This window comes from Arthrobacter sp. D2-10 (assembly GCF_054161285.1).
This window is the reverse complement of sequence record NZ_CP096431.1, coordinates 2,907,211-2,926,172: the sequence shown is the minus strand read 5'-3', so window position 1 is coordinate 2,926,172 and position 18,962 is coordinate 2,907,211. Positions and strand designations below refer to the sequence as shown.

The 18,962-nt window shown below is 63.9% G+C and carries 21 protein-coding genes; 11 read left to right on the top strand and 10 right to left on the bottom strand.

Annotated elements, in window-relative coordinates:
• Window positions 1-84 precede the first annotated feature (84 nt).
• Together M1D74_RS13745 and M1D74_RS13740 are read left to right on the top strand one after the other, a co-directional pair.
• Window positions 85-1,392 carry a cation:proton antiporter gene (locus M1D74_RS13745; RefSeq protein ID WP_458115628.1) on the top strand — a complete coding sequence of 436 codons (1,308 nt, stop codon included), beginning with the start codon at window positions 85-87 and terminating at the stop codon, window positions 1,390-1,392.
• The gene (locus M1D74_RS13740) at window positions 1,385-2,110 is read left to right on the top strand and encodes a DUF2071 domain-containing protein (protein WP_458115627.1); all 726 of its coding nucleotides are present in this window, start codon (window positions 1,385-1,387) and stop codon (window positions 2,108-2,110) included. Before M1D74_RS13745 ends, M1D74_RS13740 begins: the two co-directional genes overlap by 8 nt.
• Window positions 2,111-2,114: 4 nt before the next feature.
• Here M1D74_RS13740 and M1D74_RS13735 read toward each other — a convergent pair whose 3' ends face one another.
• Both M1D74_RS13735 and M1D74_RS13730 read right to left on the bottom strand, forming a co-directional pair.
• Entirely contained in the window at window positions 2,115-2,393 is a 279-nt protein-coding gene (locus tag M1D74_RS13735) for an acylphosphatase (protein WP_309072794.1), read from the bottom strand.
• Window positions 2,390-3,085: an SDR family oxidoreductase gene (locus M1D74_RS13730; RefSeq protein WP_309072795.1), complete on the bottom strand. Its 696-nt coding sequence runs from the start codon at window positions 3,083-3,085 to the stop codon at window positions 2,390-2,392. Before M1D74_RS13730 ends, M1D74_RS13735 begins: the two co-directional genes overlap by 4 nt.
• Before the next feature lie 89 nt (window positions 3,086-3,174).
• Here M1D74_RS13730 and M1D74_RS13725 point away from each other — a divergent pair, with 89 nt between their 5' ends.
• The 3 genes from M1D74_RS13725 to M1D74_RS13715 all read left to right on the top strand — a co-directional run bounded on the left by M1D74_RS13725 (window position 3,175) and on the right by M1D74_RS13715 (window position 6,425).
• Window positions 3,175-4,146, top strand: coding sequence for an aldo/keto reductase (locus M1D74_RS13725; RefSeq protein WP_309072796.1), 972 nt, complete (start codon window positions 3,175-3,177; stop codon window positions 4,144-4,146).
• Complete coding sequence (locus M1D74_RS13720) at window positions 4,097-5,164, top strand: SDR family oxidoreductase (protein ID WP_458115626.1); 1,068 nt, start codon at window positions 4,097-4,099, stop codon at window positions 5,162-5,164. The genes M1D74_RS13725 and M1D74_RS13720 overlap by 50 nt, the downstream gene beginning before the upstream one ends.
• Window positions 5,165-5,231: 67 nt before the next feature.
• Window positions 5,232-6,425, top strand: a complete 1,194-nt coding sequence (locus M1D74_RS13715) for a TerC family protein (protein WP_458115625.1) — start codon at window positions 5,232-5,234, stop codon at window positions 6,423-6,425.
• Window positions 6,426-6,520: 95 nt separating this feature from the next.
• Here M1D74_RS13715 and M1D74_RS13710 read toward each other — a convergent pair whose 3' ends face one another.
• Window positions 6,521-6,769, bottom strand: a complete 249-nt coding sequence (locus tag M1D74_RS13710) for a hypothetical protein (RefSeq protein WP_458115624.1) — start codon at window positions 6,767-6,769, stop codon at window positions 6,521-6,523.
• Window positions 6,770-6,962: 193 nt separating this feature from the next.
• Between M1D74_RS13710 and M1D74_RS13705 the strand changes: the two genes are divergently transcribed.
• The 6 genes from M1D74_RS13705 to M1D74_RS13680 all read left to right on the top strand — a co-directional run bounded on the left by M1D74_RS13705 (window position 6,963) and on the right by M1D74_RS13680 (window position 13,021).
• Entirely contained in the window at window positions 6,963-8,282 is a 1,320-nt protein-coding gene (locus M1D74_RS13705) for a M20 family metallopeptidase (protein ID WP_458115623.1), read from the top strand.
• Window positions 8,283-8,323: 41 nt separating this feature from the next.
• On the top strand, window positions 8,324-9,910 hold the full coding sequence (locus M1D74_RS13700; protein WP_458115622.1) for an AbgT family transporter: 1,587 nt from the start codon (window positions 8,324-8,326) through the stop codon (window positions 9,908-9,910).
• A gap of 59 nt (window positions 9,911-9,969) precedes the next feature.
• Entirely contained in the window at window positions 9,970-10,956 is a 987-nt protein-coding gene (locus M1D74_RS13695; protein WP_458115621.1) for an ATP-grasp domain-containing protein, read from the top strand.
• Between the two features lie 67 nt (window positions 10,957-11,023).
• Complete coding sequence (locus tag M1D74_RS13690; RefSeq protein WP_458115620.1) at window positions 11,024-11,452, top strand: ChaB family protein; 429 nt, start codon at window positions 11,024-11,026, stop codon at window positions 11,450-11,452.
• A 111-nt stretch (window positions 11,453-11,563) separates the two neighbouring features.
• Window positions 11,564-12,622: an iron-siderophore ABC transporter substrate-binding protein gene (locus M1D74_RS13685; RefSeq protein WP_458115619.1), complete on the top strand. Its 1,059-nt coding sequence runs from the start codon at window positions 11,564-11,566 to the stop codon at window positions 12,620-12,622.
• Window positions 12,623-12,715: 93 nt separating this feature from the next.
• Window positions 12,716-13,021: a PRC-barrel domain-containing protein gene (locus M1D74_RS13680; protein WP_309071986.1), complete on the top strand. Its 306-nt coding sequence runs from the start codon at window positions 12,716-12,718 to the stop codon at window positions 13,019-13,021.
• Window positions 13,022-13,110: 89 nt separating this feature from the next.
• Here M1D74_RS13680 and M1D74_RS13675 read toward each other — a convergent pair whose 3' ends face one another.
• From M1D74_RS13675 to M1D74_RS13645, 7 genes are all read right to left on the bottom strand, one after another.
• Window positions 13,111-13,344: a DUF6480 family protein gene (locus M1D74_RS13675; RefSeq protein WP_309071985.1), complete on the bottom strand. Its 234-nt coding sequence runs from the start codon at window positions 13,342-13,344 to the stop codon at window positions 13,111-13,113.
• Between the two features lie 2 nt (window positions 13,345-13,346).
• On the bottom strand, window positions 13,347-13,604 hold the full coding sequence (locus M1D74_RS13670; protein WP_309071984.1) for a hypothetical protein: 258 nt from the start codon (window positions 13,602-13,604) through the stop codon (window positions 13,347-13,349).
• A 102-nt stretch (window positions 13,605-13,706) separates the two neighbouring features.
• A complete protein-coding gene (locus tag M1D74_RS13665; protein WP_309071983.1) occupies window positions 13,707-15,101 on the bottom strand; it encodes a dihydrolipoyl dehydrogenase family protein in 1,395 nt (464 codons plus the stop codon).
• Window positions 15,102-15,167: 66 nt separating this feature from the next.
• Window positions 15,168-15,926 (bottom strand): iron ABC transporter ATP-binding protein, encoded by a 759-nt coding sequence (locus tag M1D74_RS13660; protein WP_309071982.1) that lies wholly within the window; start codon window positions 15,924-15,926, stop codon window positions 15,168-15,170.
• Complete coding sequence (locus M1D74_RS13655; protein ID WP_458115618.1) at window positions 15,923-16,930, bottom strand: iron chelate uptake ABC transporter family permease subunit; 1,008 nt, start codon at window positions 16,928-16,930, stop codon at window positions 15,923-15,925. The genes M1D74_RS13660 and M1D74_RS13655 overlap by 4 nt, the downstream gene beginning before the upstream one ends.
• Complete coding sequence (locus M1D74_RS13650) at window positions 16,920-17,939, bottom strand: ABC transporter permease (RefSeq protein WP_458115617.1); 1,020 nt, start codon at window positions 17,937-17,939, stop codon at window positions 16,920-16,922. The genes M1D74_RS13655 and M1D74_RS13650 overlap by 11 nt, the downstream gene beginning before the upstream one ends.
• A 49-nt stretch (window positions 17,940-17,988) precedes the next feature.
• Window positions 17,989-18,945: a siderophore ABC transporter substrate-binding protein gene (locus M1D74_RS13645; RefSeq protein WP_458115616.1), complete on the bottom strand. Its 957-nt coding sequence runs from the start codon at window positions 18,943-18,945 to the stop codon at window positions 17,989-17,991.
• Between the last annotated feature and the right edge of the window lie 17 nt (window positions 18,946-18,962).

Genomic DNA, 18,962 nt, shown 5'->3' with positions numbered 1-18,962 from the left:
TCCCATCCCGGGGTGACAGCCGCTACGAAGTTCCCCTTGCACGAGTATCTTTAGGCAAGACCACACGGCGAGAGGGAACCTCCCATGCTCAAACTCTTCGAGGGACCCAGCATCATCTACACCGTTCTGGGCGCCGTCGTCTTCGCCGCCGCGCTCCTGCCCCGGCTGCTGAGGCGGGCCCCGATCTCCATGCCTCTTGTCTTTCTCGCAGCCGGAGTCGTAGCGTTCTCACTGATCGAATACCTGCCCACACCCGACCCGGTCAAGTACGAGGTTGTCACAACCCACCTCACCGAAGTCTGCGTCATCATCTCGCTCATGGGTGCAGGCCTTGCGCTGGACCGTCCCGTCGGCTGGCGCTCGTGGTCCACCACGTGGCGCCTGCTCGGGATCGTGATGCCGCTCTGCATCCTGGTCTTCACGCTGATGGGATTCGCCTTCCTTGGCCTGGGACTGGCCAGCGCGATCCTGGTGGCCGCGGCATTGGCCCCTACAGACCCCGTGCTTGCCTCGGAAGTGCAGGTCGGTGAGCCGGCCGACGGTGAGGAGGGCTTCGATCGCGAGGATGAGGTCCGCTTCGGGCTGACCAGCGAGGCGGGGCTCAACGACGGACTGGCCTTCCCGTTCGTCTATCTGGCGATCACCATGAGCCTTCTGGGCACGGCACCGGAAGCGTGGCTGCCCCAGTGGCTCGCGGTGGACGTGCTGTGGCGGATCGGGTTCGGGGTGCTCCTCGGATTCGGAACGGGCAAGCTTCTGGGACGCCTCTTCTTCTCCTCGCGGGCAGAGTCTTTCCGCCTGTCGAACCACTCCGAGGGCTTCGTTGCGCTTGCAGCTACGTTCCTTGCCTATGGCGTTACCGAGACTTTCGAAGGCTACGGGTTCATTGCGGTGTTCGTCTGCGCCGTCACCATCCGTGCGGCAGAACGCGACCACGGCTACCACCGCGTGCTGCACAGCTACGTGGAGCAACTCGAGCGCCTGCTCTCCGTGGTCATCCTCGTACTGCTGGGCGGGGCGATCGCGCGCGGGCTCCTGGACACCATCGGCTGGACCGATGTGCTCCTTGCGCTGGCTTTCCTGATCATCGTGCGTCCGCTGGCCGGTTTCCTCGGTCTGCTCGGCGGCGAGACCGGCATCCGGGAGAAGGTGGCGCTCGCCTTCTTCGGCGTCCGGGGAATCGGCTCGCTCTACTATCTCGGCTACGGGCTCTCGAACGGCGAGTTCGACGCCGAAGCCAACGAGGTCTGGGGCTTCGTCGGCCTGGTGGTCGCATTGTCGGTGGTGCTCCACGGAGTGACGGCAACTCCGGTGATGATGGCCCTCGACCGGGTCCGGAAACGCAAGGTCGAGACCGAGGGCGAGGGCGACGTGCCCAAAACCCATGTCTGACCCGAGTCCGGCCCCCGACCGGTGGCCGGCGCCTCCTCCGCTGCGCAGTCCCGCCATCATGGACCAGTTCTGGGGCGACGCGGTCTTCCTGCACTGGCGTATAGCGAAGGCCGACGCGGCCCGCTTTATGCCGGAAGGGACTGTCCCGGACGAGTACGACGGCGACTCCTGGGTAGGCCTCATCGGTTTCCGCATGCGCGGAGCGGGTGTGGGGCGTGGACTGCCGGTGCCTTACTTCGGCTCATTCACTGAGGTGAACGTCCGGCTGTACTCCCGCGACCGGACCGGTGTCCGCGGCGTCGTCTTCCTTACCCTGGACGCGTCACGGCTCGCCGTCGTGCTGGCCGCCCGCGCCGCGGGGATCCCCTACGTCTGGTCCCGTTGCGTCCCGTGGCACGGGACGGAAGGGACGGGGTATTCGGTGAAGAGATTCGGCGGGGCAACGTCCTCCTTCTCAGTGTTTCCTACCGGCAACATCGCCGCCGATCCGCTGTCCGTCCATGTCACTGCTCGCTTCGGGCTGCACTCACGCTTCGCCGGACGGACTATCTATATTCCGAACACCCACGCTCCCTGGCCTCTGCAGACCGCGGTTCTCGACTCCTGTCAGGACGGGCTGGTTCACGCAGCGGGCCTCGACGTGGCGGGCCCGCCGGAATCGGTGCTGTATTCGCCCGGCGTGCAGACCCAATTCGGGGTGCCGCACACAGTGGCGTGAGTCGCTAGTCGGTGACGAAGCCGGTCAAATCAGTGGCGCCGTCGTCGTGCAGGTCCGCATCCACGTTCTCAACCCGGCCGGGAGTGTCTCCGGAATGCAGCCAGTTCAGGAGTTGGTCGACGGACGACGACGGCCCAGCTGCGACCACGAGGACAGAACCATCGGACCGATTGGTGGCGGAACCGACGAGCCCGAGCTGCTCCGCCTGCTGGCGAGTCCGATAACGGAATCCCACGCCCTGAACCTCACCCGTCACGGTGGCCACGAGGCGGACGGTGCTCATGACATCCCCGAGGGGCGGATGTTGAGCGCTTCGACGGTTGAATCGCGGGACGCATCCACTGCCAGCCGGACGGCCTTCGCCACCTGCGAGGGCTGGATCCAGGAACCGGGGGAATACTCCTTGCCCTCGTAGTCGTGCAGCTCCGCCTGCATGTCCGTTGCCACTCGCCCTGGGTGAATCGAGCTCACGCGCACGCCGTTGGCGCGTTCCTCCTCCCGGAGTGCGTCCGTGAGCGCCCGCAGCGCGAACTTGGTTCCGCTGTAGACCGCCGAACCCGCGCCCGAGTTGTACCCGGAACCCGAGTTGATCGCGATCACCTGGCCGCCTGCTGCCCGGAGTGCGGGCAGCAATAGCCTGGTCAGCTTCGCGACAGCGAACACGTTGATCTCGAAGCTCTCCCGCCAGGCGTCGTCGTCAAGCTCCGCGATGGTGCCCATCCGCAGCACCCCCGCCGAGTGGACCAGCACGTCCAGCGTGTCTATTCCCTCGACCGACGACGCTGTTGCCTCCCGCACATCCAGTGCGAACGGCTCCGCGGACGGGTATGACGACGCCAGTTCCTTCAGCGCCGCACCGTCCCGTCCGCCGAGCAACAGATGGTGGGTCGGCGCGAGTTCGTCGGCGATGGCACGGCCGATGCCACGGGAGGCGCCCGTGATCAGCGCCACCGGCAGGGAAGTGGGAGAAGTCATGTCCAGAATCCTAGGGCCACTAGCGCCCGGGAGCAGGACTTGGCAGGATGGAAAACGTATTCCCTGCCCATCTGAGGAGAACTTCGCTGATGCAGTACACCCACCTCGGCCGCTCCGGTCTTTCCGTTTCCCGACTGTGCCTCGGCACGATGAACTTCGGACCCAAGACCGAGGAAGCCGACGCACACTCCATCATGGACGCGGCGCATGCTTCCGGAATCAACTTCTTTGATACCGCGAATGTGTACGGGTGGGGGACAAACAAGGGCCGCACCGAAGCGATCGTCGGCCGCTGGTTCGCGAAGGGCGGCGGGCGCCGGGAGAAGACGGTGCTGGCCACCAAGCTGTACGGCGACATGGACGAGTGGCCCAACAACGGCAAGCTGTCCGCACTGAATATCCGCCGCGCCCTCGACGCCAGCCTGAAGCGTCTTCAAACCGACTACATCGACCTGTACCAGTTCCACCATGTTGACCGGAACACGCCGTGGGACGAGATCTGGCAGGCCATCGAGGTGGCGGTGCAACAGGGCAAAATCCTGTACTCGGGCAGCAGCAATTTCGCCGGCTGGCACATTGCGCAGGCCCAGGCGGCCGCGGCCCGCCGCAATTACACCGGGCTCATCAGCGAGCAATCCATCTACAACCTGCTGACGCGCACTGTGGAACTTGAAGTTCTCCCGGCTGCCCAGGAGTACGGGCTCGGCATCATCCCGTGGTCACCGCTTCACGGAGGCCTGCTGAGCGGCGTCCTCAAGAAGGAGAACGAGGGCGTCCGCCGCCTTGAGGGCAGGGCCGCGGACACCCTCGACAAGCACCGCGACCAGATCCAGCGCTACGAGGACCTGGCTGACTCCCTCGGCCACCCGCCGGCAGACCTCGGCCTGGCCTGGCTCCTCGCGCAGCCGGCCGTGACCGCACCGATCATCGGACCGCGCACCCAGGAACAGCTCGACGGCGGCCTCCGTGCCCTGGAGATAAAGCTCGACGACGACACCCTGTCCGCGCTTGATGAAATTTTCCCCGGTCACAAGACTGCACCCGAGGATTACGCGTGGTGAGCGTCCTGTGAAGGTCCTGTGCATCGGCGGGACAGGAGTAATCAGCACCGCCGTGGTAGATCTGGCGCTCGCCCACGGCTACTCGGTCACCATCCTCAACCGGGGGAGCACCACCGAACGTCCGCCGGCGGCGCGGGCGGAAGTTGTGCAGGCGGATATCCGGAAGCCGGACGAAGTCCGCGCCGCGCTGGGCAACCGCATGTTCGACGTCGTCGTCGACTTTGTGGCTTTCACTCCTGATCACGTGGCAGCGGATATCGAACTGTTCGCCGGACGAACGGGACAGTACGTCTTCATCAGCTCCGCCTCGGCCTACCAGAAACCGCCGGCGTCACTGCCGATCCGAGAGTCCACTCCGCTGCGGAACCCTTACTGGCAGTACTCGCGTGACAAGATCGCATGCGAGGACCTGCTGGTGGCCGCGTATCGGGAGCAGGGCTTCCCGATCACCATCGTCCGTCCCTCCCACACATACGATCACACCAAGATCGCCATTACCGGAGGGTGGACGGACATCGCGCGCATGCGGGCCGGCCGGCCGGTGCTGGTCCACGGGGACGGGACGTCCCTGTGGACCCTCACGCACAGCACCGACTTCGCGAAGGCTTTCGTCGGCCTGCTCGGATTGCCCCAGGCGATCGGAGACAGTTTCACGATCACCTCCGACGAGTTCCTGCCATGGAACCGCATCTACCAGATCTTCGCCGAGGCCGCAGGGGCCCCTGAACCTGAGCTTGTCCATGTGGCTTCCGAGACAATCGCGGCTTACCTGCCTGACCTCGGGCCGCAACTGGTGGGGGACAAGTCGCACTCCGTGATCTTTGACAACTCCAAGGTGAAGGCGTTGGTGCCCGGCTTTGTCTGCACCACACCGTTCGCCCTTGGGGCACGGGAGATTCTCGCCTGGTATGACGCCGATCCCAACCGGCAGCAGGTCGACTCCGAACTGGATGCAGGGTTCGACAGGATCATCGACGCGGCACGGTCGCAGATTGCCGGGGTTACTACCGGTAGCTGAACCGGTTGCAGGTGCGCTGAACGTCAAACTACGGTGAATAGGCAGCCCACTTACAAGGAGATCCCGCATGGAAGTGCCCACAGTTGTCTGGATAGCCACGATCGTCGGCATTGTGGGGCTGCTTCTTTTCGACTTCTTTTTCCACGTCCGGAAGGCACACACACCGTCCCTGAAGGAGGCCGCGGTGTGGTCCGCGATTTATGTGGGCATCGCCCTGCTCTTCGGTGTGGGCGTGCTTATCTTCGCCGGTCCTGACCTTGGTACGGAGTACTTCGCCGGTTACATCACCGAGAAGGCGCTGTCCGTCGACAACCTCTTCGTCTTCCTCATCATCATGACCACCTTCAAGGTTCCGCGGGCGGATCAGCAGAAGGTGCTCCTGTTCGGCATTGTGTTCTCGCTGATAGCACGTACGGGGTTCATCTTCCTCGGTGCGGCGCTGATCAACTCGTTCGCTTGGGTGTTCTATATCTTCGGTTTGATCCTGCTGATCACTGCAGGCAACATCCTCAAGCCCAAGAATGTCGAGGAGGAAGAAACCTTCATTGTCCGGATGGCGCGCAAGTTCCTCCCGGCCACAGAGCATTACGACGGCGACAAACTGTTCACCATGGAGAACGGCAAGAAGGTACTCACGCCGATGCTGCTGGTCATGGTAGCTATCGGCGGCACCGACATCCTCTTTGCCCTCGACTCCATCCCCGCCATCTTCGGCCTGACGCAGAGCGTCTTTATTGTCTTCACAGCGACAGCGTTCTCGCTGATGGGGCTGCGCCAGCTCTACTTCCTCATTGACGGTCTGCTCGACCGCCTCATCTACCTTTCCTACGGGCTGGCGGCCATCCTCGGCTTTATCGGAGTCAAGCTGATCCTGCACGCCCTGCACGAGAACAATGTGCCGTTCATCAACAACGGCGAACACGTCGAGGTCGTGGAGATTTCGACCGGCCTGTCGCTGAGCGTGATCCTCGGGGTCCTGATTGTCACGGTGCTCGCATCGCTGCTGAGCCCCAAGGGCAAGGCGAAGAACCTTATCTCCGGTGCTCGCCGTCACGCTATCTACTATCTGGACCTCAACTACGAGACCGACATCAACGAGCGTGAGCGCATCTTCGACAGGATGTGCGCCGAGGAGCAGATGCTCCGAAAGCAGCCCGAGAAATACAAGCGGTTCATCCGGAATGAAACCGAGTTTATGGCTCTCCTCAGGCAGGCTCACGAGGAACACGAGGCCGCGCTGGAACGCGAGCCCACCCGCTAGGCTGCGGCTGCACACGCCCCACAACGACGGCGGTGGGTTCCCTTCACCAGGAAGGGAACCCACCGCCGTCGTTCATTCGCGGCCTGGGGTGCCGATTACGCGGCGAGGCTGCCCTCCTGAACAGCCACTTGGATCTGCCAGATGGCGTACTCCTCTGCGTGGATGATGGCGCGGCGGCCATCGACGTCGTCGCGTATCCACACGACGCCGATTCCGGGAGCGGTCTCTTCGACACGTCCGCGGTAGTGGAGCTCGTTCCGGAGATGGGCTTCGACGGTGTCTCCCCGGCGCAGCGTGCCGAGGTCGCGGATTCGAATGATTTCGGTGGAGGTGAGCAGAGACATTGCGGCTCCTTGATGAGGATGGAACCGGCTTTCCCGCCGGTGATACAAGCGTCCCGCCATCGTGTTGCGGTGCCGTTTCGGCCGCGTTATTTCTGTGGATACACGATGTTGCCCCTGTCAAGGAATCAGAAGATTATTACCCCGGGTTGCTCGACATCTGCCGATCCCAGTTTTGGTTGCCTAGGCTACCTGAATGACCGTACCGACTGTGCCGGACCCGGCCTACCTCAATGCCATCGCTGCCGAGACCCGGAAACGGATGAGAACTGCCGCTACCGAAGATTCCCCCTACCGCGGAGCGCCGCGGGAGCTGGGGGCCGCCGTCGAACAACGGGTGGCCGAGCTTCAGGAAGACCTCGCACACATCGTCCATGCCCTGCACGCCAATCCGGAGACTGCCTACCAGGAGCACTCCAGCGCCCGTGTGCTGGCGGACGTGCTCGGCAAGCACGGAATCGACGCGACCGTCGATGTGCACGGCGTCAATACCGCCGTCCGTGCGGAAATCAGCGGGACGTCCGCCGGACGGACCATCGCGGTCCTCAGTGAATACGACGCCCTGCCCGGCATCGGCCACGCCTGCGGACACAATGTCATCGCGGCAACCGGCGTAGGCGCGTTCCTCGCCCTGGCCGCTGTGAGGGACGAGCTGCCGGGCCGGGTTGTCTTCCTGGGCACGCCGGCCGAGGAGGGTCACTCCGGTAAGGAGGTCCTGGCACGGAACGGTGCGTTCGACGAGGTGGATGCGGCGATCATGGTGCATCCCTACGGCTATGACCTCGCCGATCAGGCGTGGCTTGGACGCCGCCTGCTCAGGATCACCTTCACGGGCGTCGCAGCCCACGCGTCCGCTCAACCGTTCATGGGCCGCAACGCGCTTGACGCCGCCAACCTCACCTATCAGGGCATCGGTTTGCTGCGACAGCAGCTTCCGCCGTCCGACCGGGTGCACACCAACATCGTTGAGGGTGGGCAGAGCCCGAACATCATCCCCAACCGCGCGGTGCTGAAGTTGTATGCGCGTTCGCGGCTGCCCGAAACTCTCAAGGACCTGAGCAGGCGCCTGAACGACATCGCCCGCGGAGCCGCCCTCATGACGGGCACCACGGTCGAACTGGACTGGGACGAGCATCCGCCGTCACTGCCGATCCGCACCAACAAGGCACTGACGGGTCGTTGGGTCAAGGCACAGCGGGGGAGGGGCCGCGCTCCGCTGCCCGCCGGTGTCGTATCCGAAACGCTTGCCGCCTCAACCGACTTCGGAAACGTGAGTTACCGCATCCCCGGCATCCATCCGCTGATCAGTATCGCTTCCGCCGAAACAGCCCTCCACACCCGGGAGTTCGCGGACGCCGCGAACACCGAGGCGGCGGAGCGTGGAGCGTACGACGGCGCGGCCGGGCTGGCGCTCACCGCCCTCGATTATCTGTGCGACCCGGAGCTGCAGAGGGCTGTAGCGGAAGAGTTCGATACACAGGGCGGACCGATCGACGTCCCGACCTATTTCGACTGATTCCAGAGCACGTCCGGACTGACTAGTTCCAAGGAGTTTTCGTGTCATCAGCATCCACCGCTTCGCAGCGCCGCTTCACCGACCGTTTCCTCAACAGCGTCGAGCGCATAGGTAACAAGCTTCCCGAACCGTTCACGTTATTCCTGATCCTGTTCGGCATCACCGCGGTGGTCTCGACGGCCATGGCCTGGGCCAATGTCACGGTGCAGGTTCCCGGCAGCGCGGAAGCCACCCGGATCCGCGGCCTCTTTACCGCGGAAGGGCTTACCTGGCTGACCGAGAATCTCGGTCCAAACTACCTTGGGTTCCCGCCCCTGGTTACCGTGCTTCCGATCCTGCTCGCTGTCGGTGTGGCCGAAAAGTCCGGATTACTGGCCGCCATGATCCGCAAGGCGTTCGGGTCAGCCCCGCGCTGGGCCCTGCCCTACGCGGTCGGTGTGGTCGGCGTCCTCGGATCGATCATGTCCGACGCTGCGTTCGTGGTGATCCCACCGTTGGCCGCTCTTGTCTTCAAGGCCGCCGGCAGGCACCCGGTAGCGGGCCTGCTCGGCGGGTTCGCCGCCGCCGGCGCGGGCTACTCAACGAATCTGCTGGTGACTAGCCTGGATGCACTCTTCGCCGGAATCACGACGGCGGTCACCGAGACCCTGCCGAATCCAGGTTCACCGGTGACCCCGGTATCAAACTACTTCTTCAACGTCGCTTCCTCACTGGTCCTCATGGCTATCGCCGGATTCGTCATAGACAGGATCCTCGAGCCGCGCCTGAACCGTCAGGGAGTGCCCCGCGACGAAGCCGCCGGTGACGATGACGACGCCACACCCGCAGGCTCCGCAACCGATCTGCAGGCCGAGCTCGACCCGAAAGAGACCAAAGCCCTGCGGTGGGCGATGTTCACTGGCTTTGCCCTCGCAGTCGTCATCGCCGTTGCGGTGACTCTTCCCGGTTCGCCGTGGCGCAACGAGGAGGGCGGCTATCTGCCCGATTCACCGCTGCTGGGTTCGATCGTCTTCATAGTGTTCGCGATGTTCGTTGTGCCCGGACTGGTTTACGGGAAGATCGTCGGGACCATCGAAAGCGGCAAGGACATCCCCCGCGTGATGGGGCAGGCCATCCGCGACATGGCGGGATTCCTGGTTCTGGCCTTCATCCTGGGCCAGTTCATTGCGCTGTTCAACTGGTCGGGAATCGGCCAGTGGATCGCGGTCGCGGGCGCCTCCGGTCTGGAAGCAATCGGGCTCACCGGTTATCCGGCGATCCTCGGTTTCATAGTGCTCGCGTCACTGCTCAACCTTTTCATCATTTCAGGATCAGCGATGTGGACGCTGATGGCGGCGGTCTTTGTGCCGCTGTTCGTGCTGCTCGGCTATGAACCCGCGTTCATCCAGGGCGCCTTCCGGGTGGGCGATTCCGCGACACAGGTCATCACGCCGTTGAACCCCTACATGATCGTGCTGCTTGCCATGCTGCGGAAGTACGAGCCTGAGGCTGGACTGGGAACGCTCATCGCCCGCCTGCTGCCGTTCGTTATTCCCTTCTGGCTCGCGTGGGCCTCCATCCTCAGCGTCTTCTACTTCTTCGAGATTCCCATGGGCCCCGGTAACGGGATCTACCTGCCGGCGGAATAGTCGGGACAGCGCCCAACGACAGCCGGAATAGCCCGCACACACGGGAGGTTGCACCCAACATGACTACTTCGGAAACCACAAAGATCTATGCCCTGCACGAGAATCCGGAATGGTTTCCGCCCTTTGCCCGGGCATTTGAGCAGGAGGGCCTGGAATTTGAGGAGTGGCTCCTGATCGATGGAGTCCTCGACCTGGATTCGACCCCGCCGGAAGGTATCTTCTGGTCCAGGATCAGCGCGTCGGCACACACCCGGGAGCACGGACTGTCCAAGGAATACGCCCGTGCGGTCCTGTCGTGGCTGGAGGCTCATGGCCGACGGACAATCAACGGGCGGCGAGTCCTTGAGCTTGAGATGAGCAAGGTGGACCAACTGACCGCGTTGAAGGCGGCCGGCATCGACACACCCCGTACGGTTGCCGCCGTCGGGCGGGAGCACATTCTCGAAGCAGCAAGGAATTTCCCCACCCCCTTCATCACCAAGCACAATCAGGGCGGTAAGGGTCTCGGCGTCCGCAAGTTCGAAAGTCACAACGAACTGGCCGACTACGTGAGCTCGGACGAGTTCGAGGAACCGCAGGACGGCATCACGCTCATCCAGGAGTTCATTCAGGCAGCCGAGCCGATCATCACGCGCGTGGAAATCGTCGGCGGTGAATTCGTTTACGCGATCCAGGCGGACACCGCGCGCGGCGGCTTCCAACTCTGCCCGGCGGATTCCTGCGCCATCGATCCGAACACCGGCAAGCCGATCATGCCTCCCGGTGCCACGATCGAACCCGAGGAAGGTCAGCAGCTGTTCAGCCTGCGCCGCGGTTTCGACCACCCGATCATCGCGAAGTATTCGGAGTTCGCCCGGCGGAACAGCATCGAGGTATGCGGGATCGAGTTCATGGAGTCAATTGATGGGCGCGTACTCACGTATGACGTCAACACGAACACGAACTACAACGCCCTAGTGGAAGCCGAAGCGCCACGTTCCGCGCCGGGCGCGCTCGCGAAATATCTCGGAGCTGTCGCAGCCAACCCGGCGCCGTCGTACGTGTAGCGGCGCTTCAGCTGCAGCGGTAGCCTCGGAAGTGTAAGCCCTACCCGACACGGAAGGAGCAGAGGCGATGCCGAAGGTAACGAAGTCCGGGAAGGTCAGGACCGACGACCTGCCAAGCACCCTGCAGCGCTCGGACAAAAAGGCGCAGGAAACGTTCGCGAAGACCCTCGATTCTGCTGAGGAACAGTACGGGGACGGTGAGCGCGCACACCGGACCGCCTACAGCGCTCTGAAACACACGCATGAGAAGGTGGGCGACCACTGGGAGCAGAAGGACCATAAAGGTCCGTCCGACGACCAGGCGAAAGGCGGACGGGGAAGCGGCAAGCCGACTGCGGGCGGCGTGGATGCGAACGCCAGCAAGGAGCACCTGTACGACGTCGCCAAGAAGCTGGATGTTCCCGGCCGATCCACCATGAATAAGCAGGAACTGGTGGACGCAATCCAGAAAGCGAACGACAGGGAGAGCCGTAAAGCCCGTGAATCCGGGAGCTGAACGTATTACGCAACACAAACATTTCGAAATGGTTCAGAGCATAGGTTAGCCTTACTTTCGTATCCATCCCGACGGTCCGTTCAACGCCGTCACGAAAGTCAAGGAGCCCCCATGGCCCCCACACGCCTGCGCGGACTTGTCGCCGCGGCAGCGGTTGCGGTTCTGTCCCTCTCAGCTTGTTCTACGGGTCCGGCCGGAGGCGGTTCGGAAGCAGCCGGTGCGAACGAAGCCGGCTCCACGGAGGCGTTCCCCGTCACCATCGAGCACGCTTTCGGTGAGACTGTTCTCGAGGAGAAGCCCGAGCGCGTCGCGACCGTCTCCTGGGTCAACGCCGATGTTGCGCTCGCGCTCGGCGTAGTGCCCGTAGGTATGCCGCTGGATGAGTACGGTGGAAACGAGCAGGGCTCCACGCCGTGGAAGGACGCGAAGCTTGAGGAGCTGGGGGCCGCCATCGGTTCAGACAACGCGCCGGCCCAGTACTCCGAGGCTGACGGGATAGCCTTCGACGAGATTGCTGCAACCAACCCGGACGTTATCCTCGCTGCTTATTCCGGCCTCACCGAGGAGGAGTACAACACCCTCAGCGAGATCGCGCCGGTGGTGGCCTACCCCGAGGTGGCCTACGGTACTGCCTGGCAGGAATCCACCGCGCTGGTCGGTGAGGCGCTCGGCCTGACCGCAGAGGCGGAGCAGCTTGTCGCTGATACCGAGGACAAGATCACCGAAGCTGCCGCTGAGTACCCGGCGATCGAAGGAAAGTCCTTCATCTTCGGCAACCTCGAGCCCGCCAACGCCGAGGGCGTGAACGTCTACACGGCAAGCGACAACCGGCCGCGCTTCCTCACCCAGATCGGCATGGAGCTTGCTGACGTTGTCACCGAGAACACCAAGGGCGAGGAATTCTTCTTCCCCTGGTCCGCTGAGCGCGCCGATGAACTCGAGTCTGATGTATTCGTCACCTGGGTGCCGGACGACGCCACCAAAGAAGCCATCGGTGAAGATCCGCTCCTGAGCCAGATTCCCGCCGTCAAGTCCGGAGCCCTCGTTGCCGACGCCGACAACACCCTGACGCTCTCAATCTCCGCAGCCAGCCCGCTCTCCCTGGTCTGGGCGCTGGACAAGTGGCTCCCCATGCTGAACGAGGCGGCCGAAAAGGTCGACGCAGCGTAACCAGCCGGGGAGATCGACGGGCGTCGCCGTTGCCTTTGGTGGCGTGATGCACTGGAATGGTAAGGGCACTTGTTATCGACGCTCGGAGGCATCATGGAGAACCTGGAACTGGAACAACTGCAGGCCGCCACGGCATGGGACGTCAACGGGGAGAAGCTCGGAAACGTCACGCAGGTGCACCTTGACGGTGCAACTCGCCAACCCGCCTGGATCACGGTGGGGCTCGGGCTGCTGAATACGAGGGAAAACTTCGTTCCGCTCGCAGGGTCCCGGTTGGACGGTGACAACCTCTACGTTGCGGTATCGAAAGACACCATCAAGGACGCGCCGGATTTCACTGTGGAGGAAGGCCTCTCAGCCGACCAGGAAGCAACTCTCCGCGACTACTACCGCAACTAAGCGCACGCCCGATTGGGCAGACTGTGAGCGCACACAGTAAAGCGGCCGTCCCCCACGGGTCACGGCCGCTTTACTGTGTCCCTGGTGGCCTAGGTGAAAAGCCCGACGATGTACCCGACGAAGTACAGCAGGCCCAGCAGCACGAAGATGCCGATCAGTACCAGCCAGATTCGCGACGCGGCCTTGCCCGGCGCCCCTTCCTCGTGGCCCTGAGGTCCGGCCGTACTGGCCTCGCCGGGAGGTGTCTCACCCGGGGGGACGCCGCCGCCGGGTTCCAGCCCCGTAACCTTGTCCTGATCCGGATCGGGATTTGGCGCGCTCATATCTACTCCTGCTCAGCCGGTTCGGCGGACTTCGACGCCCGAGGCGTCCATGACATCGTGATATTTGCGCCGTGCTCCGTCTCGGCGACGAAGAGGTGGAGGTCCTCACCATAGAGGTTCTCGTTTTCGACGACGTCCCCCGCTTCGTGTGCCAGATCGACGAGGCGGCTGATCGCTACGGCCATTGCCCGACCCCAGTCATGCGGGTGCTTGCTGTCTGATTCCTCGGTAACTGAAAACTTCTTCTCTGCGCTGCCCATGGCTACTCCTCACTGCTCTCCTACGGGGACCGGGCTTCGTGCCGCGGGCGCCCGGTAATAAGCAAGCTTTGTAGTGATCCTCGTCCCACAGTAGCAGTCCGATCACCAGGAGTCTTTCCCTGCTCCCCGCACCGCTGCGCGTGCAGCGTGGCCGATGATCGCGCTGTAGGTGGGGTAGGCAAACTTCACACGGGCGAGCGTGGCAACGTCGGTGCCGGCTCCCATCGCGGTGGCAACGGCCTGGATGACCTCGACCGCATTCTCACCGACCGCGTGCGCGCCGAGGATCAATTCCCGGTGCCGGTCGGTGACCAGCTTCAGGAAACCCTGCTCCCGGTCATCAATGATGGGACGCTCCGCCGCGCCGTATGGGACCACGACGACGGCGCACTCCGGGTCGCGTTCCTTCGCCTGGGCTTCGGTAAGACCTACCCCGGCATAGTCCGGGTCGGTAAAACCGCCTTCAGGCAACAGATGGTGCGGCGTGGTGCGGTGTGCGCCAAGGACAGCGTTCTCCGCGGCCGTTTCCCCCTCGAACACTGCGGCCTGAACCAGCATGGATGTTCCGTTGGCATCACCGGCAACAAAGATGTGCGGGACATTGGAGCGCAGATAGTCATCCACGGGAATGGCGTTCCGCTCGGTGGCGACGCCGGCGGCATCCAGCCCGAGACCCTCGACATTCGCCGGCCACCCGGCAGCCATGACAACGGCTCCAACGCGGGCAGTTTGAGCACCGTCGGTTCCCCGCCAGCGAAGCTCAAGGCCGTCGTCGTGCTGGTCAATCCCGTCCACGCCGCTGATGCCGACCTCCACGCTTACCCCTCGCGAACGGAAGCCGTCGGTGACGGCGGTGGAGACGTCGTCGTCCTCCGTCGTGAGGATGCGTGGGGCTACATCGAGGAGGGTCACCCGTGACCCCAACGCGTCGAAGATTGTCGCAAGCTGGGCGCCGGTGTGGCCTCCACCGATGATGGCGACGGCGCTGGGAAGCTGCGGAAGGTCCAGCACTTCGTGGGGAAGCACGGCATGTTCTGCGCCCGGGATGGGAAGCCGCCGTGCACTTCCGCCGACGCACAGGATGATCGAGGCCGCGGTCACCGTACGGCCGTCAATCAGGAGCTCCCGCGGGCCTGTGAAGGATGCCTCGCCCTCCAGCAGCGTGATCTTCAGGCGCCGCATGGTTTCGTCGTACCCTTTGGCCTCCAGGACGCGGTCAACCGTGGAACGCACCCGCCGGACAAGTTGAGGCCAGTCAACCGCGGGTTCGTGCACCACGATCCCGTACTCGCGGGCCGTGCGCACTTCCCGATACAGCCGCGCAGTCTTTGCGAGCACCCGCGTGGGGACACACCCCGAATTCACGCAGGTGCCGCCCAGCCGGGCACGTTCGACGACGCCGGTGCGCGCTCCCAGCTCCGCTGAGCGGGTTGCGGCGGCCATACCCGCCGGCCCGGCGCCGATCACCAGTACATCGAAGTCCATGGGGGCTCGCATGGTTCCCATCCTGCCCCATCGGACGGACGTTGTGTCAGGGTAGGGCTGTGCCAGGGCGCCAAGCGCTCAGGCGAAATAGACGCCGATCCGGTTGCCGTCGATTTCCTCCACGCGGATATCGATGTCGTACACCTCGCGGAGCAGGTGCGTATGCATGAGTTCGGCGGGAGTGCCGTGGTGCACCACCGCCCCATCCCGCATCGCGATGATGGCGTCCGAGTAGCAGGAGGCGAAGTTGATGTCATGGATGACCAGCACCACCGTCTTGCCGAGATCCTCAGCGGTGCGGCGCAGCAGACGCATCAGGTCGACGGAGTGCTTCATGTCGAGGTTGTTCAACGGCTCGTCAAGGAAAATGTAATCTGTGTCCTGGGCCAGCACCATGGCGATGAATGCCCGTTGCCGCTGCCCGCCGGAGAGCTCGTCCACGAAACGGTGGGCCATCGTGCCGAGGTCCAGGTAGTCCAGGGCGCGATCGATGTGAATGCGGTCCTGAGCGGTTGGCCTGCCCTGGTTGTGGGGGAACCGTCCGAATCCCACCAGGTCGCGCACCGTCAGACGGACAGTGAGCTGGTTGTCCTGTCGCAGGATCGCCATCTTTCGTGCGAGAGTGTTGCTCGCCGTCGTGCTGACGTCCATGCCTTCAATCACCACCGAGCCGCTGTCCAGGGGAAGCAGCCTGCTCATCATCGACAGGAGGGTGGACTTCCCGGCTCCGTTGGGGCCGATGATCGAGGTGATGCCGCCCTGGCGGATCGTGGCCGTGACGGAGTCGACGACGGTCTCGGCGCCGTACGCCTTGGTTACGCCGGACAGTTGGATCATTTGATCGAACCTTTCAGGAGCAGGGCAATGAAGACGATTCCGCCGACGAACTCAATGACGATGCTCAGGGCCGTGTCGAACCCGAAGACCCGCTCGAGGACCAGCTGCCCACCGATCAGCGCGATGGCGCCGAGCAGCACGGCAAGCGCCAGGACGTACTTGTGCCGGAAGACCGGGGAAAACTGGTACGCCAGTGAGGCCACGAGCAGGCCGAAGAAGGTTATGGGGCCAACCAGTGCGGTGGACACAGCCACGAGCACCGAGCAGATAAGCAGCACCCGGGTGACCGTGCGCTTGTGGTCCACGCCGAGGCTGAGGGCGGTTTCCCGGCCGAGGGCAAGCACGTCGAACTGGTTTCGTATCCGCCACCCCACGGCGCTGGCGGCAAGGATGGCCAGTGTGGAAACGCCCAGCAGGGACGGGTCCACGTTGGTGAAGCTGGCGAAGAACAGGTCCTGGAGCACCACGAATTCGCTGGGATCGATCAGCCGCTGCAGCAGGGAGGACATTCCCCGGAACAGGGTGCCGAAGATGATGCCGACCAGCAGGACGAGGTGCAGGGACTTCCCGCCGCCGATGAAAAGCCACCGGTAGAGCAGCCAGGAGAATCCGACCATCAGCAGGACTTCCAGGACGAAGCGCGTGCCTGCCCCCATGGTGAGGAGAGCCTGCGTGCCAATGGTAAAGGCCAGAAAGGTCTGCAGGAGGATGTACAGCGCGTCGAAGCCCATGATCGACGGCGTGAGGATCCTGTTGCCGGTGACCGTCTGGAAGAGCACGGTCGAAATTCCGACGGCGTAGGCCACCAGCAGCATGGCGGCTACCTTGTTGGCTCGCAACGGCAGCACGTAGGACAGATTGCCGGACAGACCGATTGTCATGAAGACGACCACCAGTCCCGCCGTCAGGAGTCCCAGCACCAGTATCCAGGTGCGGGGACCCACGGTCCTGGCGGGCAGCCGTCGTCGTACGGTCAGCGCGGAAGGAAGCGGGTCAGGCGACACGGCGGCGGCTCCTCAGCAGGAGGTAGAGGAAGCCGGCGGCTCCGACGACGGACAGGACGGTACCTACGGGGATCTCGTAGGGAAAGCGGATCAGCCGGCCGACGATGTCGCAGAGCAGCACCAGCCCGGCTCCGGTCAGGGCCACCCAGGGCACTGATCGGCGCACGTTGTCGCCGATCAGCAGCGAGACGAGATTCGGCACCAGGAGGCCGAGGAACGGCAACGCGCCCACCGTAACAACGACGACGGCGCTGATCAGGGAGACGATTACGAGTCCCAGGGTCATCACGGCCCGGTAGTTCAGGCCCAGGTTGGTGGTGAACTCGCTTCCCATCCCGGCGACGGTGAACCGGTCGGCTGCGAGGTAGCCCACCACGGTGAGGGCTGCGACCAGCCAGAGGAACTCATACCGGCCGGCTATGACACCGGAGAAGTCACCGACCATCCAACTGTTGAGGCTCTGGAGGAGATCGAACCGGTAGGCGAAGAAGGTGGTGACGGCGCCGATGATGCCGCCGAGCATGATGCCAACCAGCGGAACGATCAGGGTATTGCGCAGGGGCACGCGCCGCAGTACAAGCAGGAAGAGGGCGGTCCCGGCGACGGCGAAGACCGCGGCCACCCCCATCTTCGCCAACAGCGGGGCGGCGGGGAGCAACACTGTCACTACGAGGATGCCGAGCATCGCCGACTCCACGGTACCTACCGTCGAGGGCTCCACGAACTTGTTGCGCGCCATCAGCTGCATGATGAGCCCGGCCACTCCGAGGGCCGTCCCGGTCAGGAGGATGGCGAGGGTCCGGGGAATACGGCTGATCAGCAGGATTCGCCCGGCGGCACCGTCATCCGAGTCGGAGAGCAGCGTTGCCGGCGAAACGTCGCTGACACCGATGAACAGGCTGACAACAGAAAGAACGACGACGGCGAGGGCTGCACCCAGCGCACCCAACGCTGGGAAGCGGCGGCGTGCCGTCGTCGTGGCCTGTATAGGTGAGGGTGCTGTGATCACGGAGGGAGCCTTGCTGCCGGCCGTCCGGATGGGACGGCCGGCGGAGGAATCAGCTGGTCAGCGCGTCGCTGATCGAGCTGACCATGGCATCGACGTTGTTGAGCCCGTACCCGACGAGGTACCAGCTGGCGGCGTCGAGGTAGGTGATCTGGTCTTCGGTGCCGGCGGTAGTGCCGTTGACCAGTTCGTTGTCCAGCACGGCGGAGGCTGCGTCTCCGGACTCGCCGACCGCAGAGTCACGGTCGATCACGAACAGATGATCCGGGTTGGTTTCGGCAATGAACTCGAAGGAGATCGACTCGCCGTGGGAACCGTCCGCCTTCACCTCTGTGGCGGGCTCAACCCCCAGGACGTCATGGATCAGACCGAACCGGGAACCGGCGCCGTAGGCAGTGAGTTCCCCGCCGCTGGTCAGGACAATCAAGCCGGTTCCTGCTCCTTCTGCGGCGGCATGTACGTCTGAGATGGAGGAATCGATGGCGGACAGGCGCTCAGCTACCTGGTCCTCCTTCTGGAAGATGGCGCCGAGCGTGGTGCTCACTTCCTTGAAGCTGTCGATCGGCGCGGCCTGGTCGATGCTCAGGTCGATGGTGGGTGCAATCCGGCTCAGTTCCTCGTAGGAGCCGGCGGTGCGTCCCGAGATGATGATGAGGTCCGGGCCCCCTGCCGCGATGGCCTCGAAGTCAGGTTCCTTCATGGATCCGATCTTCGTGTAGTCATCCGAAGCGTATTCAGCGAGCGCTTCCGGGAAGGTCGCCTGCGGGACGCCGCCCGGCGTGATGCCCAGGCTGTCCATGCTGTCCAGCACGCCAAGGTCGAAGGTGTAGACGTTTTCCGGGTTGACGGGTACCTCCGTATCGCCCTGCGCATGCTCCACTGTGACCGTGGCGGATGCTGCGTCAGCAGCCTGCTCGCTGCCGGCGTCGGCAGATCCGCCACAGGCGCTAAGAGCTAGGACTGACGCTGCCAGGGCGGCGATGGCGCCGGGCTTTCCGGGATTTTTCACGTGCGGGACTCCAAGGG

What these genes read in the sequence shown, in the direction of transcription:
- M1D74_RS13685 (WP_458115619.1), top strand. Translation starts at nt 11,564, where the DNA reads ATGGCCCCCACACGCCTGCGCGGACTTGTCGCCGCGGCAGCGGTTGCG.
- M1D74_RS13690 (WP_458115620.1), top strand. Translation starts at nt 11,024, where the DNA reads ATGCCGAAGGTAACGAAGTCCGGGAAGGTCAGGACCGACGACCTGCCA.
- M1D74_RS13725 (WP_309072796.1), top strand. Translation starts at nt 3,175, where the DNA reads ATGCAGTACACCCACCTCGGCCGCTCCGGTCTTTCCGTTTCCCGACTG.
- M1D74_RS13695 (WP_458115621.1), top strand. Translation starts at nt 9,970, where the DNA reads ATGACTACTTCGGAAACCACAAAGATCTATGCCCTGCACGAGAATCCG.
- M1D74_RS13665 (WP_309071983.1), bottom strand. Translation starts at nt 15,101, where the DNA reads ATGCGAGCCCCCATGGACTTCGATGTACTGGTGATCGGCGCCGGGCCG.
- M1D74_RS13745 (WP_458115628.1), top strand. Translation starts at nt 85, where the DNA reads ATGCTCAAACTCTTCGAGGGACCCAGCATCATCTACACCGTTCTGGGC.
- M1D74_RS13720 (WP_458115626.1), top strand. Translation starts at nt 4,097, where the DNA reads ATGAAATTTTCCCCGGTCACAAGACTGCACCCGAGGATTACGCGTGGT.
- M1D74_RS13730 (WP_309072795.1), bottom strand. Translation starts at nt 3,085, where the DNA reads ATGACTTCTCCCACTTCCCTGCCGGTGGCGCTGATCACGGGCGCCTCC.
- M1D74_RS13660 (WP_309071982.1), bottom strand. Translation starts at nt 15,926, where the DNA reads ATGATCCAACTGTCCGGCGTAACCAAGGCGTACGGCGCCGAGACCGTC.
- M1D74_RS13705 (WP_458115623.1), top strand. Translation starts at nt 6,963, where the DNA reads ATGACCGTACCGACTGTGCCGGACCCGGCCTACCTCAATGCCATCGCT.
- M1D74_RS13675 (WP_309071985.1), bottom strand. Translation starts at nt 13,344, where the DNA reads ATGAGCGCGCCAAATCCCGATCCGGATCAGGACAAGGTTACGGGGCTG.
- M1D74_RS13735 (WP_309072794.1), bottom strand. Translation starts at nt 2,393, where the DNA reads ATGAGCACCGTCCGCCTCGTGGCCACCGTGACGGGTGAGGTTCAGGGC.
- M1D74_RS13715 (WP_458115625.1), top strand. Translation starts at nt 5,232, where the DNA reads ATGGAAGTGCCCACAGTTGTCTGGATAGCCACGATCGTCGGCATTGTG.
- M1D74_RS13670 (WP_309071984.1), bottom strand. Translation starts at nt 13,604, where the DNA reads ATGGGCAGCGCAGAGAAGAAGTTTTCAGTTACCGAGGAATCAGACAGC.
- M1D74_RS13710 (WP_458115624.1), bottom strand. Translation starts at nt 6,769, where the DNA reads ATGTCTCTGCTCACCTCCACCGAAATCATTCGAATCCGCGACCTCGGC.
- M1D74_RS13740 (WP_458115627.1), top strand. Translation starts at nt 1,385, where the DNA reads ATGTCTGACCCGAGTCCGGCCCCCGACCGGTGGCCGGCGCCTCCTCCG.
- M1D74_RS13680 (WP_309071986.1), top strand. Translation starts at nt 12,716, where the DNA reads ATGGAGAACCTGGAACTGGAACAACTGCAGGCCGCCACGGCATGGGAC.